Annotated in this window: 17 protein-coding genes and 1 tRNA gene; 6 read left to right on the top strand and 12 right to left on the bottom strand. The window is 71.1% G+C overall.

The window, feature by feature from the left end:
• Positions 1 to 205: 205 nt before the first annotated feature.
• The 5 genes from Scani_RS36800 to Scani_RS36780 all read right to left on the bottom strand — a co-directional run bounded on the left by Scani_RS36800 (position 206) and on the right by Scani_RS36780 (position 2,822).
• On the bottom strand, positions 206 to 604 hold the full coding sequence (locus tag Scani_RS36800) for a DUF4186 domain-containing protein (RefSeq protein WP_159481992.1): 399 nt from the start codon (positions 602 to 604) through the stop codon (positions 206 to 208).
• Between the two features lie 386 nt (positions 605 to 990).
• Positions 991 to 1,212, bottom strand: a complete 222-nt coding sequence (locus tag Scani_RS36795; RefSeq protein WP_159481991.1) for a hypothetical protein — start codon at positions 1,210 to 1,212, stop codon at positions 991 to 993.
• Between the two features lie 178 nt (positions 1,213 to 1,390).
• A complete protein-coding gene (locus tag Scani_RS36790) occupies positions 1,391 to 1,579 on the bottom strand; it encodes a hypothetical protein (protein ID WP_159481990.1) in 189 nt (62 codons plus the stop codon).
• 149 nt (positions 1,580 to 1,728) lie between these two features.
• Positions 1,729 to 2,382 (bottom strand): hypothetical protein, encoded by a 654-nt coding sequence (locus Scani_RS40310; RefSeq protein ID WP_174872804.1) that lies wholly within the window; start codon positions 2,380 to 2,382, stop codon positions 1,729 to 1,731.
• The gene (locus Scani_RS36780) at positions 2,379 to 2,822 is read right to left on the bottom strand and encodes a hypothetical protein (RefSeq protein WP_246296357.1); all 444 of its coding nucleotides are present in this window, start codon (positions 2,820 to 2,822) and stop codon (positions 2,379 to 2,381) included. The genes Scani_RS40310 and Scani_RS36780 overlap by 4 nt, the downstream gene beginning before the upstream one ends.
• Positions 2,823 to 3,547: 725 nt before the next feature.
• On the opposite strand from Scani_RS36780, the gene Scani_RS36775 reads away from it, so the two are divergent.
• A complete protein-coding gene (locus Scani_RS36775; protein WP_174872803.1) occupies positions 3,548 to 4,102 on the top strand; it encodes a site-specific integrase in 555 nt (184 codons plus the stop codon).
• Positions 4,103 to 4,253: 151 nt separating this feature from the next.
• On the opposite strand, the gene Scani_RS36770 is transcribed toward Scani_RS36775, so the two are convergent.
• A tRNA-Ser gene (locus tag Scani_RS36770) sits at positions 4,254 to 4,340 on the bottom strand.
• Between the two features lie 52 nt (positions 4,341 to 4,392).
• A complete protein-coding gene (locus Scani_RS36765; RefSeq protein WP_159481989.1) occupies positions 4,393 to 5,895 on the bottom strand; it encodes a S1C family serine protease in 1,503 nt (500 codons plus the stop codon).
• Between the two features lie 619 nt (positions 5,896 to 6,514).
• Between Scani_RS36765 and Scani_RS36760 the strand changes: the two genes are divergently transcribed.
• From Scani_RS36760 to Scani_RS36750, 3 genes are all read left to right on the top strand, one after another.
• Complete coding sequence (locus tag Scani_RS36760; RefSeq protein WP_159481988.1) at positions 6,515 to 7,360, top strand: glycerophosphodiester phosphodiesterase; 846 nt, start codon at positions 6,515 to 6,517, stop codon at positions 7,358 to 7,360.
• A 140-nt stretch (positions 7,361 to 7,500) separates the two neighbouring features.
• Complete coding sequence (locus Scani_RS36755) at positions 7,501 to 8,088, top strand: ATP-binding protein (RefSeq protein WP_246296355.1); 588 nt, start codon at positions 7,501 to 7,503, stop codon at positions 8,086 to 8,088.
• 142 nt (positions 8,089 to 8,230) lie between these two features.
• Positions 8,231 to 9,199 carry a DUF5926 family protein gene (locus Scani_RS36750; protein WP_159481986.1) on the top strand — a complete coding sequence of 323 codons (969 nt, stop codon included), beginning with the start codon at positions 8,231 to 8,233 and terminating at the stop codon, positions 9,197 to 9,199.
• A 250-nt stretch (positions 9,200 to 9,449) separates the two neighbouring features.
• Here Scani_RS36750 and Scani_RS36745 read toward each other — a convergent pair whose 3' ends face one another.
• Together Scani_RS36745 and Scani_RS36740 are read right to left on the bottom strand one after the other, a co-directional pair.
• Positions 9,450 to 10,091, bottom strand: a complete 642-nt coding sequence (locus Scani_RS36745) for an SPRY domain-containing protein (protein WP_159481985.1) — start codon at positions 10,089 to 10,091, stop codon at positions 9,450 to 9,452.
• 245 nt (positions 10,092 to 10,336) lie between these two features.
• Positions 10,337 to 11,122 (bottom strand): bifunctional DNA primase/polymerase, encoded by a 786-nt coding sequence (locus Scani_RS36740; protein ID WP_159481984.1) that lies wholly within the window; start codon positions 11,120 to 11,122, stop codon positions 10,337 to 10,339.
• Between the two features lie 700 nt (positions 11,123 to 11,822).
• On the opposite strand from Scani_RS36740, the gene Scani_RS36735 reads away from it, so the two are divergent.
• Both Scani_RS36735 and Scani_RS36730 read left to right on the top strand, forming a co-directional pair.
• On the top strand, positions 11,823 to 13,478 hold the full coding sequence (locus tag Scani_RS36735) for a PP2C family protein-serine/threonine phosphatase (protein ID WP_159481983.1): 1,656 nt from the start codon (positions 11,823 to 11,825) through the stop codon (positions 13,476 to 13,478).
• 234 nt (positions 13,479 to 13,712) lie between these two features.
• Positions 13,713 to 15,173 (top strand): aminopeptidase P family protein, encoded by a 1,461-nt coding sequence (locus Scani_RS36730; protein WP_159481982.1) that lies wholly within the window; start codon positions 13,713 to 13,715, stop codon positions 15,171 to 15,173.
• A 125-nt stretch (positions 15,174 to 15,298) separates the two neighbouring features.
• Here Scani_RS36730 and Scani_RS36725 read toward each other — a convergent pair whose 3' ends face one another.
• The 3 genes from Scani_RS36725 to Scani_RS36715 form a co-directional block, all read right to left on the bottom strand.
• A complete protein-coding gene (locus Scani_RS36725; protein ID WP_159481981.1) occupies positions 15,299 to 15,949 on the bottom strand; it encodes a TetR/AcrR family transcriptional regulator in 651 nt (216 codons plus the stop codon).
• A gap of 281 nt (positions 15,950 to 16,230) precedes the next feature.
• Complete coding sequence (locus tag Scani_RS36720) at positions 16,231 to 17,574, bottom strand: diacylglycerol/lipid kinase family protein (RefSeq protein WP_159481980.1); 1,344 nt, start codon at positions 17,572 to 17,574, stop codon at positions 16,231 to 16,233.
• A 15-nt stretch (positions 17,575 to 17,589) separates the two neighbouring features.
• Positions 17,590 to 18,084, bottom strand: coding sequence for an ATP-binding protein (locus Scani_RS36715; protein ID WP_159481979.1), 495 nt, complete (start codon positions 18,082 to 18,084; stop codon positions 17,590 to 17,592).
• Positions 18,085 to 18,316: the final 232 nt, after the last annotated feature.

Below are 18,316 nucleotides of genomic sequence, written 5' to 3'. Positions count from 1 at the left end.
TCACCAGGAGAGGACTGCACACCGCCACGGCAACGGACCGGCTCACACCACTCCCCGCCATGCGCCTCCGCAGTCTCGACCGGAAACAGCCACCCCCACATCTGCCATTCGGCAGAGAACGCACCGGAAAACCCACAGAGAATGCCGCGGAGAAGACAATTGCAGGACCAAGGCGGAGCACCTCACCTGCCCTCATGGATTGCACTCAAGAATGGGCTTCAGGCGCCCCCGAAGAGCCCCCCACCTCGCGCTCGATCCAACGGCAGATCACGCCCACGACATAGGCACGCTCCGCACGGCTCAGCTCCCGCCCCTTGGGGATCTCGTGCCAGCGCTGCAGGCAGGTACGGCAGCAGGTCGCGGTCGCATGCTGAGCGACGAAGACCGGGTGGCCACGGTAGGGCGTCTGCTTCCCGTCCTTGTACGGCTCGGCCGGCGCCAACCGCTTGGCAATGAGGTCATAGGCATGCCACCGCATCGTGGACGGCCCACTCAGCTCAGCCGTGACCCGCTCGCGCCCGCGCAGATGGAACTTCGCACGAAACGGATGCCGCGCGAGGGCATCCAGCCGCTGATCGAGCGAACGGGGCAGAGGGTCGGACATCGATCGTTCCAGGGAAGCCAGAAAGCAGTACTCCCTCCCGATCCTATGACCGAGACCGAGCACACGGATGGGCCCCGAACCACACGACGGCAGTCCGGGGCCTTCCCGCTACGCCTTACCCGCGTAGTAATCCGAGCAGGAGGAGCTACATCCCCGGGTCATACAGATCCGCACCGTGACGGTGGTTCCCTCATCGATATTGCCGGACTTCCAACCGGTCCAGTGCGCGGATGCGTGCCCGGCGGTCGAGGCGACACGGTAGGGCTTGTACAGAATGGCTTCCACGTCCAGCCGTCCGCCTGATGGTCATAAGCCCGAAGCGGGTCACCGGGCGCGCCACTCACCGGGTCTGCATTCCCTTCCGCTTCTCGTCGGAACACGCCAGCTCAGCCGGTGATGCCAAGATCCTGCCGCGCCTGCTCATGCAGAGCGTTCAGCGCCTCCACAAGAGCGGGTCCCGCGGGAGGCTCACAGTGTGGATCGCGGGCGGCTCGCAGGTGTTGCCACAGCAAGCGGTTCACTTCGTGTGCCGCTTCAATTGCGGAAGGAGCCCCCAACAAGGCCACCGACTCGAAGGCCAAAGAGCGCCTTTGCTCTGCATCTTCCATCTCCGCCAGGGTTTGCTGCCGGAGCTCCTGGTTCCGTTCATTCCATGGGAGCCGTGCCCCTTCCGTGCCCGCAGAGCCGGGAAACAACGGGGAGATGCAGACAGCGGCGGCCAGCGCTCAAGGCGGAGGGCCCCGCCCGGGAGATCCAGGTGGGGCCTCTGAGCCATGCGGCATGGTGCTACTCGGCGTCCGTCTTGCGGCGGCGCATCCACCACACCAGGGCTACGCCCGCGGCAGCCAGGGCCGCGGCTGCACCGGTGATGAGACCGATGGGGATGTCGGATCCGATGTGGGCGAGGTCGCCACAGCTCGCCCAGCGCGAGGGCGAGTACCACCCTGCGCGGTAAGGGGTGCCGGCCCGGCCCATGAATGCATCGTTACGGGCGTGCCCATGTCGCGCGACAGGTAACAGGAAAGGCCCCCGACCGGAAAGGCCCCCGACCTTCCTGCGAACGGACAGCCAGAGGCCTTTCGTGTTTCACGGGTCAGCCCTGCGGGCTCCTTTGGGGCAGGTGGTCACCAGTCGGTGAGGTCGACGACACGTGAGCAGTGTGGGTCGTCGGCGTCGGTGGTGGTGAGCCACTGCTCGTCGAGCAGCGACGGTAGGGCCGCCAGCAGCGCGGTGAGGGCGCCACCGGGGCGGACGTCGGCGGCTGTTACCCCGGGAAGAGCCTCCTCGTTGGCGTCGAGGTAGAGGCGGAGGCGATCCGGGGCCAGGAACAGGAAGCCGCACAGACGCGCCTGAGGTCTTTCCTCGGTGGAGGGAGAGGTCAGGCAGCGCAGGAGCGTGAGGGCCCAGTCATCGTTAGTGAAGGGGGCTGGATCCACGGTCGCGGGGTCCACGATGAACAGGGTCATTCCCATGACGGAGCTGACCTTGTCGCGGGGATAGATGTGAGTGCCCGTGTGGACGGTGCGCAGGAGGGCCGCGACGTCGTGCGGTGTGCGCAGCCCGTCGTCCACGCGCAGCGGGATCTCGTAGGCGGTGAGCCGGCCGGTGCCGTACTCACCCTTGTCGCCGAGGACAACGCGCACGGCGTCCTTCGTGGAAGGTGCCGGGAGGACACCCCGTACGTGTTGGTCCTCGAGGAGCGGCGCGTAAACGTGGTGGAGCAGCAGGCCCGTGATGTCGGCCTGCTGCTCCACGATTTCTTCGTGCTCGTCTGTCACTGATTTACCCAATTCGGGCACTTCTGCATGCCCTTGCAGTAGGCGGTGATCACGCCAATCTTCTTACCCGAACCGGCGTCGTAACGCCCATCATCCGTCTTCCGCGCGTACCGGGCCTTGACGACGATCTTCACGGTCCCGTGTTCACGGTTCGTGGCGTATCCCCAGTACTCCAGGTTCGCCCCGCTCTTCTTGTCGACCGGGCTTCCCATAGGGATGTTCAAGAGATCGCACTTGCGGATGTTGTGCCGACCGGTGAAGTGGTTCCAGCCCAGTTCGGCGTTGCCGATGAGCGTCGGTATCTCCCGACCGTCGGGGTCGACCGCGGTGCACTTGACCTTCTTGTTCAACCACGGCGCGGCGCTCGCGGGCGCGGCGGCTCCAGCGAGGAGGAGGGTTGCTGCTGCGATGGGCGAAATGATCCCCGTGATCTTCTTCATGATCCGACCCTGACATACGCGTCTGCTGACTGTCAGTTGAGTTTTCGGCAGGGTGACTGGTCGTCACAGCAGGCCCCCGACCTGCAAGTTCAGTCCCTTTTCAGCGCGGACATGGGCGGAGTCGAGCAACCGCGCGGGAGGGGTCCGGCCAGGTCGCGTTCGTCCAGGAGCCGAAGAACCTGCTGATGCAGCCTGCCCAAGACACCCGCACGGGACGAGACGACAAACGGCGATGCACGATCGACTTCGACGCCCCGAAACACGGCGGCAGCGCTCGCCAGGCGCAGCCGCTGACCAGTAAATAGCTGGTCGCGGCGACCACCGCCTCATCATCGATGTTCGCAACTCCCTGGCCCTGCGGCCACACCCAGCCACTCAGGAAAGTTGTTCAGCGTTTTACGCGATTCCGCACGGCAATCAGAGACACACCGAATAGTCCGGGCAAGAGGGCTCGCGTCAGGATCCTCAAGAAGGCACCTAGTGCACTGAGATGCCCAGAGGCGCCATCTTCACCCTTCAGCCCGACGACGCTCTTTGACTATGAGCGGACCGCCCGAGGAAAGCTGCACGAGTAAAAGGCGGCGGAGAACACGATCAGGCGCAAGCGCACCGCCTCCAACAACGCTCTCCGATACGCCGTTGAACGGGCTCTGCTGACCGGCAACCCGCTCTCGCGCATCGACTGGGATCCGCCGGCAACCGACGACGAGGGGGATTTCCGCTACGTGCCGAACCCGGCGCAGACGCGGGCCCTGCTCGGAGCAGTGCGGGACCAGGGCAAGCGGGGAGAGCATCCGCACGGCTTCTTCGGATGCATGTACTACGCGGCCATGCACCCTTCGGAGGTGGCCCAGCTCAGCAAGCGGGACTGCAAGCTGCCCGCGTCCACCTGGGACGAACTCATCCTGGAGCGGAGCCGCCCGGAGGTCGGTTCGGGTTGGACGGACGACGGCAAGTCGTACGAGCTCCGCGGGCTCAAACGCCGTGCGCGCAAGACCACCCGGCCGGTCCCCATCCCGCCCGTCCTGGTGGCGGAGGCGCTCTCCGACGAGGACACAGAGAGTCCCCTCGCGGAGGTCCCGTACTCCCTGCGGCACGCCGGGGTATCGCTCTGGATCAAGGCCGGAGTGGACCCAGTGGAAGTCGCCCGGCGAGCCGGCCACAGCATCGCGGTGCTGTGGAAGTTCTACGCGAAGATCCTCCGCGGCCAGGAGCACCGGGCGAACCAGCTCATCGATGACGCCCTGGGGGTGCCGGAGGAATCCGCCACCACAGAGTGAGGTCGCGCCACCGACCGAATCCTGGCCACAGGCTGGCCACACGCCCTGGTCACGACTGAGATCCGGGCGCACGAGGTGAGACAGCAAACGCAGTCGGAGCGGGTCCCGGAAGTACCGGGACCCGCTCCGACCTGCAGTTTTCCTACCTCTGCGGAGGCTGTGGGATTTGAACCCACGGTGACGTTGCCGCCACGACAGTTTTCAAGACTGTTCCCTTAGGCCGCTCGGGCAAGCCTCCCCACGGCACCTGCGCGCGGGGCGCGTGGGTGTCGCGGGATCAGACTAGCGCGTCACTTGTCGCCTGTGCGCTGGCCCAGGGTGACCTGGGCGGTGTGCTCCTTGCCGCCGCGCTTGTAGGTCAGGGTGACCTGGTCGCCGGGCTTGTGCTGCCAGATCTCGCTGATGAGGGTGGGGCCGCTGTCGACCACCGTGTCGTCGAGCTTGGTGATGGTGTCGCCGGGCTTCAGGCCCGCCTTGTCGGCCGGGCCGTTCGGGGTGACGGCGTCGGAGCCGTTGTTGCCGGTCCGGGCGATGGTCGCGCCGTTGCCGGTGTCCCGCATGCCGACCTGGACGCCGATCTGGGGGTAGACCGGCTTACCGGTCCTGATCAGGTCCTGGGCCACCCGCGCCGCTTGGTCGATGGGGATGGCGAAGCCCAGGCCGATGCTGCCGGACTGCTGGGACTCGCTGCCCATTCCGCCGCCGTTGCCGGCCGACTGGATGGCGGAGTTGATGCCGATGACGTTGCCGGCCGCGTCCATCAGCGGGCCGCCGGAGTTGCCGGGGTTTATCGAGGCGTCCGTCTGCAGGGCGCTCATGTACGAGGCGCTGGAGCCGCCGCCGTCGCTGGAGGCCACCGGGCGGTCCTTGGCGCTGATGATGCCGGTGGTGACGGTGCCGGAGAGGCCGAAGGGCGCGCCGATGGCGATCGTGGCGTCGCCGACCTGCACGTTGGAGGACTTGCCGAGCGGGAGCGGGTTGAGCGGGACCCCGGAGGCGTTCTTCAGCTTGATCACGGCGACGTCGTAGCCCTGGGCGCGGCCGACGACCTCGGCGTCGTACTTCTTGCCGTTGGAGAACGTCGCGGTGAGCTTGCCGCCGTCGGCCGCGCTGGCGACGACGTGGTTGTTGGTGAGGATGTGGCCCTGCTTGTCGTAGATGAAGCCGGTGCCGGTGCCGCCGTCGCCGGTGGCACCCTGCGCCTCGATCGTCACGACGCTGGGCAGCGCCTTCTGCGCTATCCCGGAGACGGAGGTGGGCTTGCGGTTCAGCGCACCGGGGTCGCCGGACGCGGAGACCGTCGTCGAGGCGCTGTCGGCCTGGCCCGCGGCCCAGAAGCCGATGCCGCCGCCGATGCCGCCGGCGACCAGCGCGGCCACCAGGACGGCCGCGATCAGGCCGCCGTTGCGCCGCTTGGGGACGGGGCTGCCGGTCGTGCCCCAGGGGTCGCCGCCGCCACCGTAGGGCGGCTGCTGGCCCCAGCCGCCGCCACCGGCACCAGCCGCGTAGGCGGGGAACTGGGTGGTCCGCTCGGCCGTGGGGTCGTCACCGGGGTGGCCGTAGCCGGGCTGCGGGACCCGGCCGTCGTGGTACGGCGGCATCCGGCCCGGGTCGTCGAAGCCGCCGCCGGGGACCGGGGGGACCGTCGGCGCGAAGTCCGGCGGCGGGGGCGCCGCGGGCGGGGCGCCGGGAGTCTGGGCGCCGGAGGCGGACGCGGAGGCGCGGTCCGGCTGCGGCCCGGTCGGCGGCTTGGCCTCCGACGGGACGGCGGCTCCCTCGTTCTCGGTGCTCACAGCTCTCTCCTCAGCTTCACGACTGTCGGCGCCCACGGCCCCGGCAGGAGGGTGTCCCCTACTGCCGTGTGCCTCGGTCACCTCTGGGTGTCCGGGGCGGGCCCGCTTCTTCCGGGGCTTGCAGTTCGGCCGGACCCTGGGGGTGCGTCCGGGTGGTGCGGGCGGCGGGCCTGGCGGTCCGCCGGTGGTGCGGTTCGTGCGGTCGGGGGACCCGCGGGCCTCCCGGTCGTGCCTTCCGGCCCGGCGGGCCTTGCGGGCCCTCCGGGTCGTACCGTTCCCCGTACGGGACGGGGGATCCGGTACTCCAGCATTAAGGATCCGGGCGGTGCGGGCGAGTCCCGGTCCGCGGATCAGGATCCGCGGACCATGATCCGCAGGCTCCGGCCCGCACATCCCGGCTGTCGTCGAGTCCCGGTCCGAGGCCCGGCCCCGTAAAAGGGGGCCGGACGGTACGGGCGAGTCTCCCTTTCAGCCTTTCCCACCGCGCGTCAGAGCGCCGTAAGCCGAGGCTGTGACTCTGCCCTCATCCTTTATGCCGGACAAAACCGGCGCATCCCCTGTTCCGCACCCGGGGGCAGGCACCCGACGGCCGGGCGACGGTGGATGGCACGATAACGCGGTGACCTATGCACGCCCCGCCCAGGACCGTCGTCCGGGCCGTCCGGCCATTTCCGTCATCGCCCACCGCGGCGCCTCCGAGGACGCCCCGGAGCACACCCTCGCCGCCTACCGCAGAGCGATCGAGGACGGCGCGGACGCCCTGGAGTGCGATGTCCGGCTGACCGCGGACGGGCATCTCGTCTGCGTCCACGACCGGCGGGTGAACCGCACCTCGAACGGGCGCGGTTCGGTCTCCGCCCTCGAACTCGCCGACCTCGCCACGCTCGACTTCGGCTCCTGGAAGGACGACAACGGCGCGAACGAGGCGCCGGACCGTCAGCACGAGGACCCCGAGCGGACCTCCGTGCTGACGCTGGAGCGGCTGCTGGAGCTGGTCGCCGACGCCGACCGCCGGGTCGAGCTGGCCATCGAGACCAAACACCCCACGCGCTGGGCCGGACAGGTGGAGGAGCGGCTGGTCGAGCTGCTCACCCGGTTCGGGTACGCCGGACCGGCCCCCCGCACCGACTGGGCCTCCCCGGTCCGGGTCATGAGCTTCTCGGCGCGCTCGCTGCACCGCGTACGGGCCGCGGCGCCCGGCATTCCCGGCGTCTACCTGATGCAGTTCCTCACCCCGCGGCACCGCGACGGCCGGCTCCCGCCCGGCGTCGGCATCGCGGGCCCCGGGATGCGGATCCTGCGCGCGCACCCCGAGTACGTCGCCAGGGCGCACCGCGCCGGCCACCGGGTCCACGTCTGGACCGTCAACGACAGCGCCGATGTCGAGCTGTGCCAGGAATTGGGCGTGGACGCTGTCATTACAAATCGCCCCAAGCAGGTGCGAAAGCAACTAGGTCTTGGCTAAAGCCCTTCACAGGGTGTGCACCGGCGCATTCGGGCTGTATTCGGTTATGTCCAGTGCGTCACTGCGTGTCGCTTGGCCGGTTTCCGGTCCAGTCCATTGGGGCATTCATCCCGTGGCGTGGGGCAAAGGAGGTCTCGGGGGTGGCGTTGGTGGTGGCACAAGAGGTGCCGACGTCGTCGATCATGGCCGTACCTCATGGCCCAGTGGGTGTGGGCATGGCCAGGCGACGCATGCGTGAAGAGCTGTTGGCAAGTGGAGTTCAGGACACCGTCGTCGATGACGCGGTGCTCGTCCTCTCGGAACTGTTGAGCAATTCGTGTCGCCATGCGCGTCCGATATACGAAAACGGATCACCGGGTTCCGTAACGCCCGACGCAAAGGACACCCCGGCATCCGTACGGGCGTCCTGGCGCATCGACGCGCAGGGCAGGCTGACCGTCGCGGTCACGGACGGCGGCGGCCCGACCCGGCCCCTTCCGGCCACTCCGTCGGTCACGGCGCGCGGCGGCCGCGGACTGGCGATCATCCGCTCGCTCGCCAAGGACTGGGGTGTGCGCGACACGGTCGCCGGCGAAGTCACGGTCTGGGCGGTCCTCTCGCTTCAAGGCGCGTTCGCTACGCGCGTGGACCTGACGCCCGATCTGCCGCCCTCGCTCGCCGCGGGCGCGGGCGTGGCCAACGGGCGGCCGCTCGACCCGGGCTTCCTGGACTTCGACGATCTGACGTAGCGGCGCCAGGACACGCCGGCGTCCGCGACAGCAGGGCGGGACACGGCCCGGTGCGCCACCGGGCGCGACCTCGGACGCAATCCTCTAGGCTCGCGCCGAAACGCGTCCGTACGCCCAGGATCGACCAGGAGACACCGTCGCCATGGCCAAGAAGCGCCGTCCCCAGCCCCAGGCCGCAGCATCGAAGATCCAGGACGGCGAGGTGCCGGTCGTCGGCGCCCGTGAGCCCTGCCCGTGCGGCTCCGGCCGCCGGTACAAGGCCTGTCACGGGCGACAGGCGGCGCACGCCGTCACCGAGCTCGTGCAACGCCCCTTCGAGGGCCTGCCCGGCGAGTGCGACTGGGTGGCCCTGCGCGAGCTGGTGCCCGCCGCCACCGCCGAGTTGACGCTGAAGGGCGGGCTGCCCGAGGGCGTGCCGTCCGTGACGCTGGCGACCGTGCTGCCGATGGCGTGGCCCGCGCTGCGCCGCGACAACGGCGCGGTGCTGCTCGGCCTGCAGAACGACACCGCCTCCGGCGACCTCAGCCGCGACCTCGCGGACACCCTGCAGCGCGCGCTGGCCACGGAGCCCGGCAACCCGGTCGCCGCCGAGCGGCACGCCGCCGACGGTCCGCGGCTGCAGGACCTGCTCGACCCGGACGCGGCTTTCGAGCCGACCGTCCACACCGGCTTCGAGTTCTGGGTGGAGAACGCCGAGAACGCCACCGGCGAGGTGGCCGCCTCCCTGGAGCGGGCCAACGCGGCGGCCATCCCGACCGCCCGTATCCCCGGCCTGGAGGGCGCCTACTGGTGCGAGGCCCCGGAGAAGAACCATCTGCGCTGGGTCACCGCGCACCCCGAGGAGCGGCTGCTGGACGCGCTGGCCCGGCTGCACGCGGCGGGCGCCACCTCGCTCGGCGAAGGCACTCGCCTGGTGGGATCGTTCCGTGCCCACGGTCTGGTCGTCCCGGTCTGGGACCTGCCCTCCGAGATGAGCGCCGAGGAGGTCGCCAAGCCGGCCGCGGCGTTCGCCGAGCGGCTGGCCGAGGCCCTGGCGACGGACACCCCGCTGACCCCCGAGGAGCGCCGGGCGCGCGGCGGGCTCACCAACCGTCAGGTCACGCTGAGCTGACCGGGCCGCCCTCGGCCGTGTGACCCGGACGCCCCAGGGGACCCATGCGTGACACCCGTCACAACTCCCCATACCTGCCGGTAAATAGGCGTCCGGAAATCCACGATCGAATTTGCGAACCGCCGATCTCTTGTTACGGTTCTAGAAGCCCGGTCGCTGGTGCATCCCCCGTCGCCAGCGACCGGGCGCTTCCATGTCCGGAACCAGGCATTCCGCTTGGCCCGGCCGGGGCCCGCGAAGGCCCGCACGGTCAGTGGTCCGAACCACTGCCTCCCACGGCCGAGTTGCTGCCGGACCTCAGCAGCAGCCGCTCCCCCGCCCCATCGGCGATCTCCGCCACCGCGGCGTACGGCAGCCGGCTCCGGTGCACGGTCGGGGCGGACGGCGTCTCGCACACGCCCGGCGCGCCACCCGCCGGCACCTCGCAGTGCACCTGGACGGTCCTCTCGTCCGGCCGCAGCAGCGTCAGTACGGCGCGCAGCCGGTCGCCGGTGCGATTGCGGTAGTACATGCGCCCCCAGGTCAGACCGTCCTCGGCGAGCACACAGGTCTGGGCTTCGATCCTTTGGGGAGCGGTGAGTTCGGGGCCGCAGCGGGAGGTGCGGCCGGAGGGGGACGGCAGGCCGGGTCGGCCGGAGGAGCCGGAGGAGCCGGCCGATCCCGGGCGGCCGACGGCGTGGGCGACGGAACTCTTGCCCGGCTTGGCACCGGTATCGCCCCGATTTCCCTTTTCCTCCGGAGAGCTGTTTTCGGCCTTGACCGCCTCACCGGGCCCGGTTCCCGGAGCCGAGGTGCCGGCCGGGCCGGCCATCGCGGCACCCAGCGGCACGGCGACGGCGAGCAGCGCCGTGCCGGCGAGCCCGATCATGCGGAATTTCTGCGCACGCTGCATGGGCCCCACCTGCACTTGAGATGCCGCTGACGACGGCTTGACGGTGGGCCGAACCTATCGGCCGGCGGGGGTGCGCCCGGGCACCCGGACGCCCGTTTCCCCGAGAGATCGGGGCGGGTCACACCCGTACGGGTGATGCGCCACGGGGTGTGTGCGTTCGCCCGACAGGCGCCCGCCCACGGTCGGCGCCCGCGCAGAACGAGGGCGCCCGAGCAGACATCGGGCGCCCGGGGCATCCGTGCGCGTCAGTAGGCGAGCCGGCTGCCGCCGTCGGGGGTGCTGGTGCTCGCCGTGACGAGCGCGTCCACGATCGTGGCCACCTTCGGCAGCCAGGGCGCGGCCGGGGATGGGGGTCCCCCCTGCGCATGGGGGTCCCCCCGCTCGAACGAAGTTGAGAGTGGGGGAGAAGTTGAGAGTTTGGGGGAGGCCGGCGGCCGCTCCCAGCGGACCCGGCCGGTGCCGATCTGGGAGGGCGGGAGCACCACATAGCCGCCCTCGCCGTGGAACCGCAGCGAGCTGGGAACCCAGTCCTGGGAATGCAGCAGCTCGCCCAACTCCGGGAGGTCGTACGGCGATACGAGCAGCGACCAGCGGGTGGGCGTGGCCACCACGGGGCCGAGGCGCACGCCGAAGTGGTCCAGGGCCGCCAGGGCGCGGGCACCGGCGACGGCGGGCAGGCTCACCGCGCACGGCGCGCAGCCGCCGGTGGCCAGCACGACCGGGGCATCGGGGCGGTTCGTCCACCACCAGCGCACCATCCGGGCGTCGGTGGTGGCCGCCAGCAGACCGGGGTCGAAGGGGTGCGCACCGGGCACCACGCACTCGGGGTCCGGACAGCTGCACCGACGCGTGGTCCGCTCGCCGAGGCCGAGGCGGGCGGCGGGCGGCTGCCGGCCGGCGGAGCCGAGTCCCACACCGGGGAGCACCGGCCACTGCCACTCGGTGGCGTAGTGGAGCGCCGCACCGAGCTGCGCCGACTTTCCGCCGCGTCGGAACAGCAGCTTGCGTCGCCTTCCGAGGATCTCGCGCATGAGCGCTCGTTCCTTTCCGTTAACGCCGAGGGCTTCGTCCATCGCACTGCATGGCACTACATGTCCGGTTCACCATCGTTTCGCGCCGTGCCGCTTCGTGCCGTTGTGGGGCGTGTCCTGCGGCCCGGCCGTGGAACCCGGGGTCGATCGCGCATCGATCACGCCACGTGGATCACTGGTCACCGCGTGTACAAGGCAGCGCATCACGCCGTACGCCGGACGTGAAGCATGGCGAGGGGTGGCGTGCGTATGGCGCTTGCGCTTCCGTGGTGCAGTCCCCGCCTCTTGGGAGTGCGTCGCGGTTGTCGGCTTGTTAGACGCCGGTGCCCGCCGGAGAGTTCCGGTGCGGCGTCAACTGACCCCGCACCTTTCCGAGTACGTACCCGCCACTGTGGTGATGACGCGCTGCTGATCGCCGTCAGTCGACCTCAAATTGACGTTCGGGGGGCTTTTTTCAGGCCAATCTACAGGCCTCGTTGACACCACAAACCCCATGGGGACAATGCTGGACATCGCATCGCTGCTACGTGTACATGTGGAGGCATTAATAGCGGAGCAGCATGACATGGGGGTTTGCGATGCTATTGAGGAAATTGAGCGGCCAACCGTACCGCGCAACATCACTCAACAAAATGCCGCACTCCCTACCAAAGAGCGGCCTGACCTGCGGTAATGCCTGGCGCAACGATAGCCGTCGGCCATGACCGCCCCTCACGTGCCGAAAGTGGCTGGAATCGAACCAGCCCTTCCCTCCCCCGCGCACACTGTCGACCCGCGCGGGCCGAAAGCCCCCGCGGACCCCGCCTCCGGCACCCCGTCCGACGCCTTGTCAGACGACATGTCCGGCACCTCCACCGGCGCGCCCCGGGGCGCCGCCCCCGGCTCCGCACCCGGTGCCGCCCCCGACGTCTCCGTCGTCGACCAACTCGCCGCCGTCCAGGACCGGCTGGCCGGCTGGATCTCCGACCTCAGCACCCTGCACGACCTGACCGAACGACTGGCGCGCACCCGTACGCTGGACGAGGCCCTCCACGAGCTGCTGCGGGCCGGCGCCGCCCTGGTCGGCGCGCGCCGCGGTCTGGTCGTCCTCGCCCCGTCCGACGGCCTCGGCCCGGAGACCACCGTCGGCCTCGGCCTCGGCCACGCCGAGATCGGTCACATCGAGACCGTCCCGCGCAGCGCCCTGTCGTACGCGCGGATACTGGACGGCCTCCCGGAGCGGGCCACCGGCGACGACACCCGCACCGGCCCGCTCGACGACACCCGCACCGCGCCGCGCGCCGGCGGCCGCGCCCCCGGCCCCCGCGACGACGGCCCGGCGGGCCCCTGCACCGAGATCGCCGAGCCCGACATCCCCGGTGAGAAGGACCTCGACCCCCGCCTGCGCGAGGTCGCCGCCCGTCTCGGGTACGCCGCCAGTTACGCGGTCCCGCTCTGCGCCGACCCCATCGGCCGGACCGGCGCCGCCGTCTGGCTCTACGACGAACCGGCCGAGCCCACCGCACGGCAGCGCCACCTCGTCGGCCTCTACCGCGCGCACGCCGCCGAGCACCTCGCCCTCCTGCTCGAACTCCACCGCAGCCAACGGGCCACCGAGACCCTCCGGGAGGAGCTGCTGCCCCACCGGCTGCCGCGGATCCCCGGCGTACGCCTCGCGGTGCGGCACAGCACCGGGCCGCGCGGCGGCGGCGACTGGTACGACGCGCTGCCGCTGCCCGACGGCGCCCTGGGCCTGGCCGTCGGTTCGGTGACCGGCTCCGGGCCGAGCGCGGTCGCGGCCATGGGGCGGCTGCGGGCGTCCCTGCGCGCCTACGCCGTCATGGAGGGCGAGGATCCGGTCGCGGTCCTCTCGGACCTCGAACTGCTGCTCCGGCTGACCGAGCCGGCCCGCAGCGCCACCGCGCTGTTCGCCTTCACCGAGCCGCCGCCCGGCGGGCCGGACGCGCAGGCGTTGCCGGGCGGAATCACCGACCCCTTCGCCCGCAAGCTGGTGCTGGCCGGGGCCGGTCACTGCCCGCCGCTGATCCTCGGCGATCTGCGGACGGAGTTCGTGGAGACCTCGCTGTCCGCGCCGCTTGGCATGCTGGCCTGCTGGGAAGCGCCGAGCGTGGAGATCGAACCGGCCGGCGGCGAGACGCTGCTGCTCTACAGCGACGGGCTGCTGCACCGCACCGGCGAGCCCATGGACCGCGCCTTCACCCGGCTGCACGCGGCGGCCGCGAGCGTTCCCCGGGCGAGCCGCCATGATCCGGAGGCGGTCGTCGACCACATCGTGCGCACGATGCTGCCGCAGGGCCTGGACGATCCCTCGTCGGAGGAGGACGTGGTGCTGCTCGCGGCGTACTTCGAGGAGTAGGCCGGACCGGGCGCGGCTCCCGCCGTACGGCGGGCGTGGGGCCGCGCGGTACGACGGGCGGGGAGCCGCGCGCCGGGGCGCACACCGGCCACCGCCTCGTCCGCCGCCCGTCCGCCCCGGCGGCCGCCGTGCGGCCGATTACCGCCGTGCCGAAGAGGTCACACCTTTCTGCCTCTGGCCCCCTTTCGATCCGCACATACGATGGAATGCGGTTCAGTCTTAAAAGGAGGCATTGTGACCGACGAGCTCACGCCGGAGACCCCGGACGAGGACGAGCAGCCGATCAAGCAGCGCAAGAACGGCCTTTACCCGGGCGTCTCGGATGAGCTCGCGGAGAACATGAAGGGGGGCTGGGCCGACACCGAGCTGCGCGACCTGCAGCCGATCGAGCAGGCCCCGAACGCCGCCCGCCGCCGCGCCGCGCTGTCCGCGCGCTTCCCAGGCGAGCGTCTGGTGATCCCGGCGGGCAACCTGAAGACCCGCTCCAACGACACCGAGTACGACTTCCGTGCCTCGACGGAGTACGTCTACCTCACCGGCGACCAGACCGACGACAGCGTCCTGGTCCTGGAGCCCACGAAGGACGGGCACACGGCGACGATCCACCGGCTGCCCCGCTCCAACCGCGAGAACGGCGAGTTCTGGCTCGACGGCATGGGCGAGCTGTGGGTCGGCCGGCGTCACAGCCTCGACGAGGCCGAGGCGCTGCTCGGCGTCCCCTGCAAGGACGTACGTGAGCTGGCCGGCGCGCTCAAGGAGGCCACCGGCCCGGTCCGCGTGGTCCGCGGCCATGACGCCGGCATCGAGGCCGCGCTGACCGACAAGGTCACCGCCGAGCGCGACGAGGAGCTGCGCGTCTTCCTCTCCGAGGCGCGGGCGGTCAAGGACGCGTTCGAGATCGGCGAGCTGCAGAAGGCCGTCGACTCGACGGTGCGCGGCTTCGAGGACGTCGTCAAGGTCCTGGACAAGGCCGAGGCGACCAGCGAGCGCTACATCGAGGGCACGTTCTTCCTGCGCGCCCGCGTCGAGGGCAACGACGTCGGCTACGGCTCGATCTGCGCCGCCGGGCCGCACGCCACCACCCTGCACTGGGTCCGCAACAACGGCGAGGTGCGCTCCGGCGACCTGCTGCTCCTGGACGCCGGTGTGGAGACCACCACCCTCTACACCGCGGACGTCACCCGCACCCTGCCGATCAACGGCCGCTACACCGACCTCCAGCGCACGGTCTACGACGCGGTGTACGAGGCGCAGGAGGCGGGCATCGCGGCGGTCAAGCCGGGTGCGGCCTACCGCGACTTCCACGACGCGGCGCAGCGGGTGCTCACCGAGAAGCTGGTCGAGTGGGGCCTGGTCGAGGGCCCGGTCGAGCGCGTGCTGGAGCTGGGGCTGCAGCGCCGCTGGACCCTGCACGGCACCGGCCACATGCTCGGCCTCGACGTGCACGACTGCGCGGCGGCCCGTACCGAGAACTACGTCAACGGCACGCTCGAACCCGGCATGGTGCTGACCGTCGAGCCCGGTCTGTACTTCCAGGCGGACGATCTGACGGTGCCCGAGGAGTACCGCGGCATCGGCGTCCGGATCGAGGACGACATCGTCGTGACGGACGACGGCAACCGGAACCTGTCGGCCGCGCTGCCGCGGCGGTCGGACGAGGTCGAGGCCTGGATGGCGGGGCTGCTCGGCAAGTAGCGGACGGAGTACGGCGGGCCGGCCGCCCGCCACAGGTCACGGGAGCGCCGGCCGCCCCGCCCGCCGTACCGGACGGAACGGCCCGGTGGACGGCGCCCGTTCCACCCCTCCCACGTCTCCCGGCGTCAGCTGACGCCGGGAGACGTGCCGTTCGACGGGCCGTCGTGCCTGCGTACGTAGGCCCCGGCCCGGGCCGCCGCCCAGACGGCGGTGGCGGCGGACTCGGCGAGGTCCTGGTCGACGGGGCGACGGGCGATCAGAATCCGGTAGTAGAAGGGCGCGCCGAGCGCCGACATCACCTTCTCCGGGTCGGTGTCGGCGGGCAGCTCGCCGCGCTCGACGGCCCGCTGCACCATCTGCCCGGCCAGCGCCAGCCGCTCGTCGAAGAAGGACCGCAGCACCGCCGCCGCCTGGGGGTCACGGGCCGCGGCGGAGACCACCGCCTCGATCAGCCGGCGCCTGCGCGCCTCCCCGTAGAAGGCGGCTATCGACCACGCCAGCTCCCGCAGGTCCCCGGGCAGGGTGCCGGAGTCCGGCAGCGGCACATCGGAGCTCAGGTAGGTCAGCAGATCGCACACCAGGCCCTCGGTGCAGCGCCACCGGCGGTAGAGCGTCGCGACATGAATTCCCGAGCGCTGCGCGACCTTCTCCATGGTCAGTCCGGCGAAGCCGACCTCGCCCAACTCCTCGAAGACGGCGGTCAATACGGCTTGCCGGGTACGGGCGGTACGACCACCGGGCCTGGTCTCGCCCGGGGCATGGTGCGCTGTCGTCACGACGGCTCCATATTGCAGTACGGGTTCACGCCAAGTATTGTCCGGGAAAGACTAACGCGAGCAACTTCGCGTTAGTTATGGTGCGCGCTGGTCTCGCAGGACAGGGGACGCCGCGGGGGAGGTTCTCTCACCGCGAGACCGCGCTGCCCGCCACCCGTAAAGGGCATTTTCCAGCCAGTTTTCCGACTGCTGATGTTAGCCCGGATTGACATCTCATACGCGGACATCCCGCAGCAACGTCCCAGCAGGGGCCGTACGGACCGGCCGCGCGCTCCTGGACGCTAGGCGCCCCTCCGGTCCCCGGCAGGCCGCTCCCTCGTCAGTGCGAGGCTTCGCAGCCGCCGCCAGTTCATCGCGGGCTTCGCCCGCGGCACCCCGGGGCGGTGCCGCGGTACGCGGACGCGCAGGGCCCGGGGCCGGATCCAGCAGTGGACCGGGGTCGGCAGGGTGAGGGCCTCGCCGTCGACGCCGGCCTGGATCTCGGGCTCGTCGGCGTCGACGACGACCTCCCCGGCGGTCAGCGCGGTGAGGCCGGTGCCGTGCCTGCCCCGCAGGATTCCGGCCGCCTGCGCCGCGTTGTCGACCGTGATGCCCAGGACCCCGAGGACACCCGCATCCAGGTCCTCCCGTCGTCCCAGGCCGGCCGGGTCGCCCATGCGGTAGGGGTTGTTGCTGACGAGGACGGCCTGGGGCGCGTCGATGGCCGTGCCGGCGGCGCGCACGGTCAGGCGCGGGCCGCGCTGGTGCGTCAGCAGGTCCGGGAGCATCTCCAGGATGGTCCGCACCTTGTCGTTGCGGTAGGCGGGGCTCTGTACGACGGCCGCGTAGGTCCCGAAGGACGCGTTGTTGACGAAGGCCCGACCGCCCACGAAGCCGAGGTCGACGCGGAGTTCGACCCCGTCGGTCAGGGCGTCGAGGCAGCGCGCGGGGTCGTCCCGGTCCAGCCCGAGGTCGAGGGCGAAGTGATTGCGGGTGCCGGCGGAGATCACCATGAACGGGATGCCGTGTTCGGCCGCCACCCCGGCCACCATCGCCTGGGTGCCGTCTCCTCCCGCGACGCCGAGCAGGTCGGCGCCCGCGCCGACGGCGTCGCGTGCGAGCGCGACCACGTCCTCATGGTGAGCGGCGTCCAGCAGGTGCACCTCGGCGCCGAGTTCCTCCGCCCGCTCCTTCAGGCGGAAGGTGCCCACCTTCCCGCCGCCCGAGCGGGGATTCATGATGAGGAAGGGCCGCCGGGGCGGCGCGGCCGGGGTCTCGGGGGTGCGCTCCGGCCGGGGGTCCCGGCTGAGCGCGGCGCCGCCGGCGGAGACCGCCAGCCCCCACAGGCCGAGCGAGACGAGGACCACCCACAGCAGACCGGCCCAGACATAGAGCAGGAGCACGGCGGCCGGGGCCGCGGCGGCCAGCGTGCCCGCCAGGATCCGGAGGAGTCCGCGCCGGGTCAGTGCCCACCAGGCACCCGCCGCGGTGACGGCGAGTCCGGCCGCTCCCACGCCCAGGAGGAGGACGCTCCTGAGCCCGGCGAACACCAGCAGGACCAGGGCCGCAGCGGCCGCGGCCGCCAGGGCCAGCAGCGCGGACCGGCGCTGTGCCCTTCGGCCGCGTGCGGTGGCGTCCGTGCCCATGCAGACTCCCGGCGGTCACGACGCCATCGGCAGCGCCGCGCCCTCCCGCCATTTGAGGATCTTGTCGAAGCTGACCACCGCGCCGGGGCGGCCCGTGCGGTTGCGGTAGCGGACGTGGTCGGTGAGCGCCTCGATCAGAAAGAGCCCCCGGCCGTCCTCCGCATAGGCGGGAGCCTGTGCGGGGGTGGGCACGGGGGCCGGCGGGAGGGCGTGGTCCGCGGTATGCGGTGGGGCGGGGGGCGCGGGGCGGTGGCGGAAGCCGGGGCCCGAGTCGGTGACTTCGATCCGGCAGGTGTCGCCGTCGATGAAGGCCGTGACGCGGTAGTCCTCGGTGGCGGCGTCGCCGCCGTGCTCGACGGCGTTCGCGCAGGCCTCGGAGAGGGCGACCGCAAGGTCGTAACAGATGTCCGGGTCGACGCCCGCCGTCTCCATCGTGCCCAGCAGCAGACGACGGGCCAGCGGCACGCTCGCAGCCTCACGCCGCAAATGGAGTGACCACCAGATGCTCATCGCTCCAGCCTCCTGGCCGCGGCTCGACATATCGATACCTATTGCCGCGCCGCAAGGTCCGTAAGCATGTCCGGGACGTGATACCGCTCATTCGGCGGATGCGAACAGCGAGCGCATCGGTGTAGGCGGAGCGCCGCCCATGCGCTGCCGCGCGCCCCGTCGGCCTCCCTGGACACCCGGCGGGGCGCCCGCTCGGCGCGCCCTGCCGTAGGCGGGCCATCGGACCAGTGGG

This window comes from Streptomyces caniferus (genome assembly GCF_009811555.1).
In the GTDB taxonomy this organism is placed as follows: Bacteria; Actinomycetota; Actinomycetes; order Streptomycetales; family Streptomycetaceae; genus Streptomyces; species Streptomyces caniferus.
This window is presented reverse-complemented; position numbering and strand designations above follow the sequence as displayed.

Bases quoted from the DNA above. Each gene is read 5' to 3' on its own strand.
- Scani_RS36800 (WP_159481992.1), bottom strand. From the start codon at position 604: ATGTCCGACCCTCTGCCCCGTTCGCTCGATCAGCGGCTGGATGCCCTC.
- Scani_RS36795 (WP_159481991.1), bottom strand. From the start codon at position 1,212: ATGGAAGATGCAGAGCAAAGGCGCTCTTTGGCCTTCGAGTCGGTGGCC.
- Scani_RS36790 (WP_159481990.1), bottom strand. From the start codon at position 1,579: ATGGGCCGGGCCGGCACCCCTTACCGCGCAGGGTGGTACTCGCCCTCG.
- Scani_RS36780 (WP_246296357.1), bottom strand. From the start codon at position 2,822: ATGAAGAAGATCACGGGGATCATTTCGCCCATCGCAGCAGCAACCCTC.
- Scani_RS36750 (WP_159481986.1), top strand. From the start codon at position 8,231: ATGGCCAAGAAGCGCCGTCCCCAGCCCCAGGCCGCAGCATCGAAGATC.
- Scani_RS36745 (WP_159481985.1), bottom strand. From the start codon at position 10,091: ATGCAGCGTGCGCAGAAATTCCGCATGATCGGGCTCGCCGGCACGGCG.
- Scani_RS36740 (WP_159481984.1), bottom strand. From the start codon at position 11,122: ATGCGCGAGATCCTCGGAAGGCGACGCAAGCTGCTGTTCCGACGCGGC.
- Scani_RS36735 (WP_159481983.1), top strand. From the start codon at position 11,823: ATGACCGCCCCTCACGTGCCGAAAGTGGCTGGAATCGAACCAGCCCTT.
- Scani_RS36720 (WP_159481980.1), bottom strand. From the start codon at position 17,574: ATGGGCACGGACGCCACCGCACGCGGCCGAAGGGCACAGCGCCGGTCC.
- Scani_RS36715 (WP_159481979.1), bottom strand. From the start codon at position 18,084: ATGAGCATCTGGTGGTCACTCCATTTGCGGCGTGAGGCTGCGAGCGTG.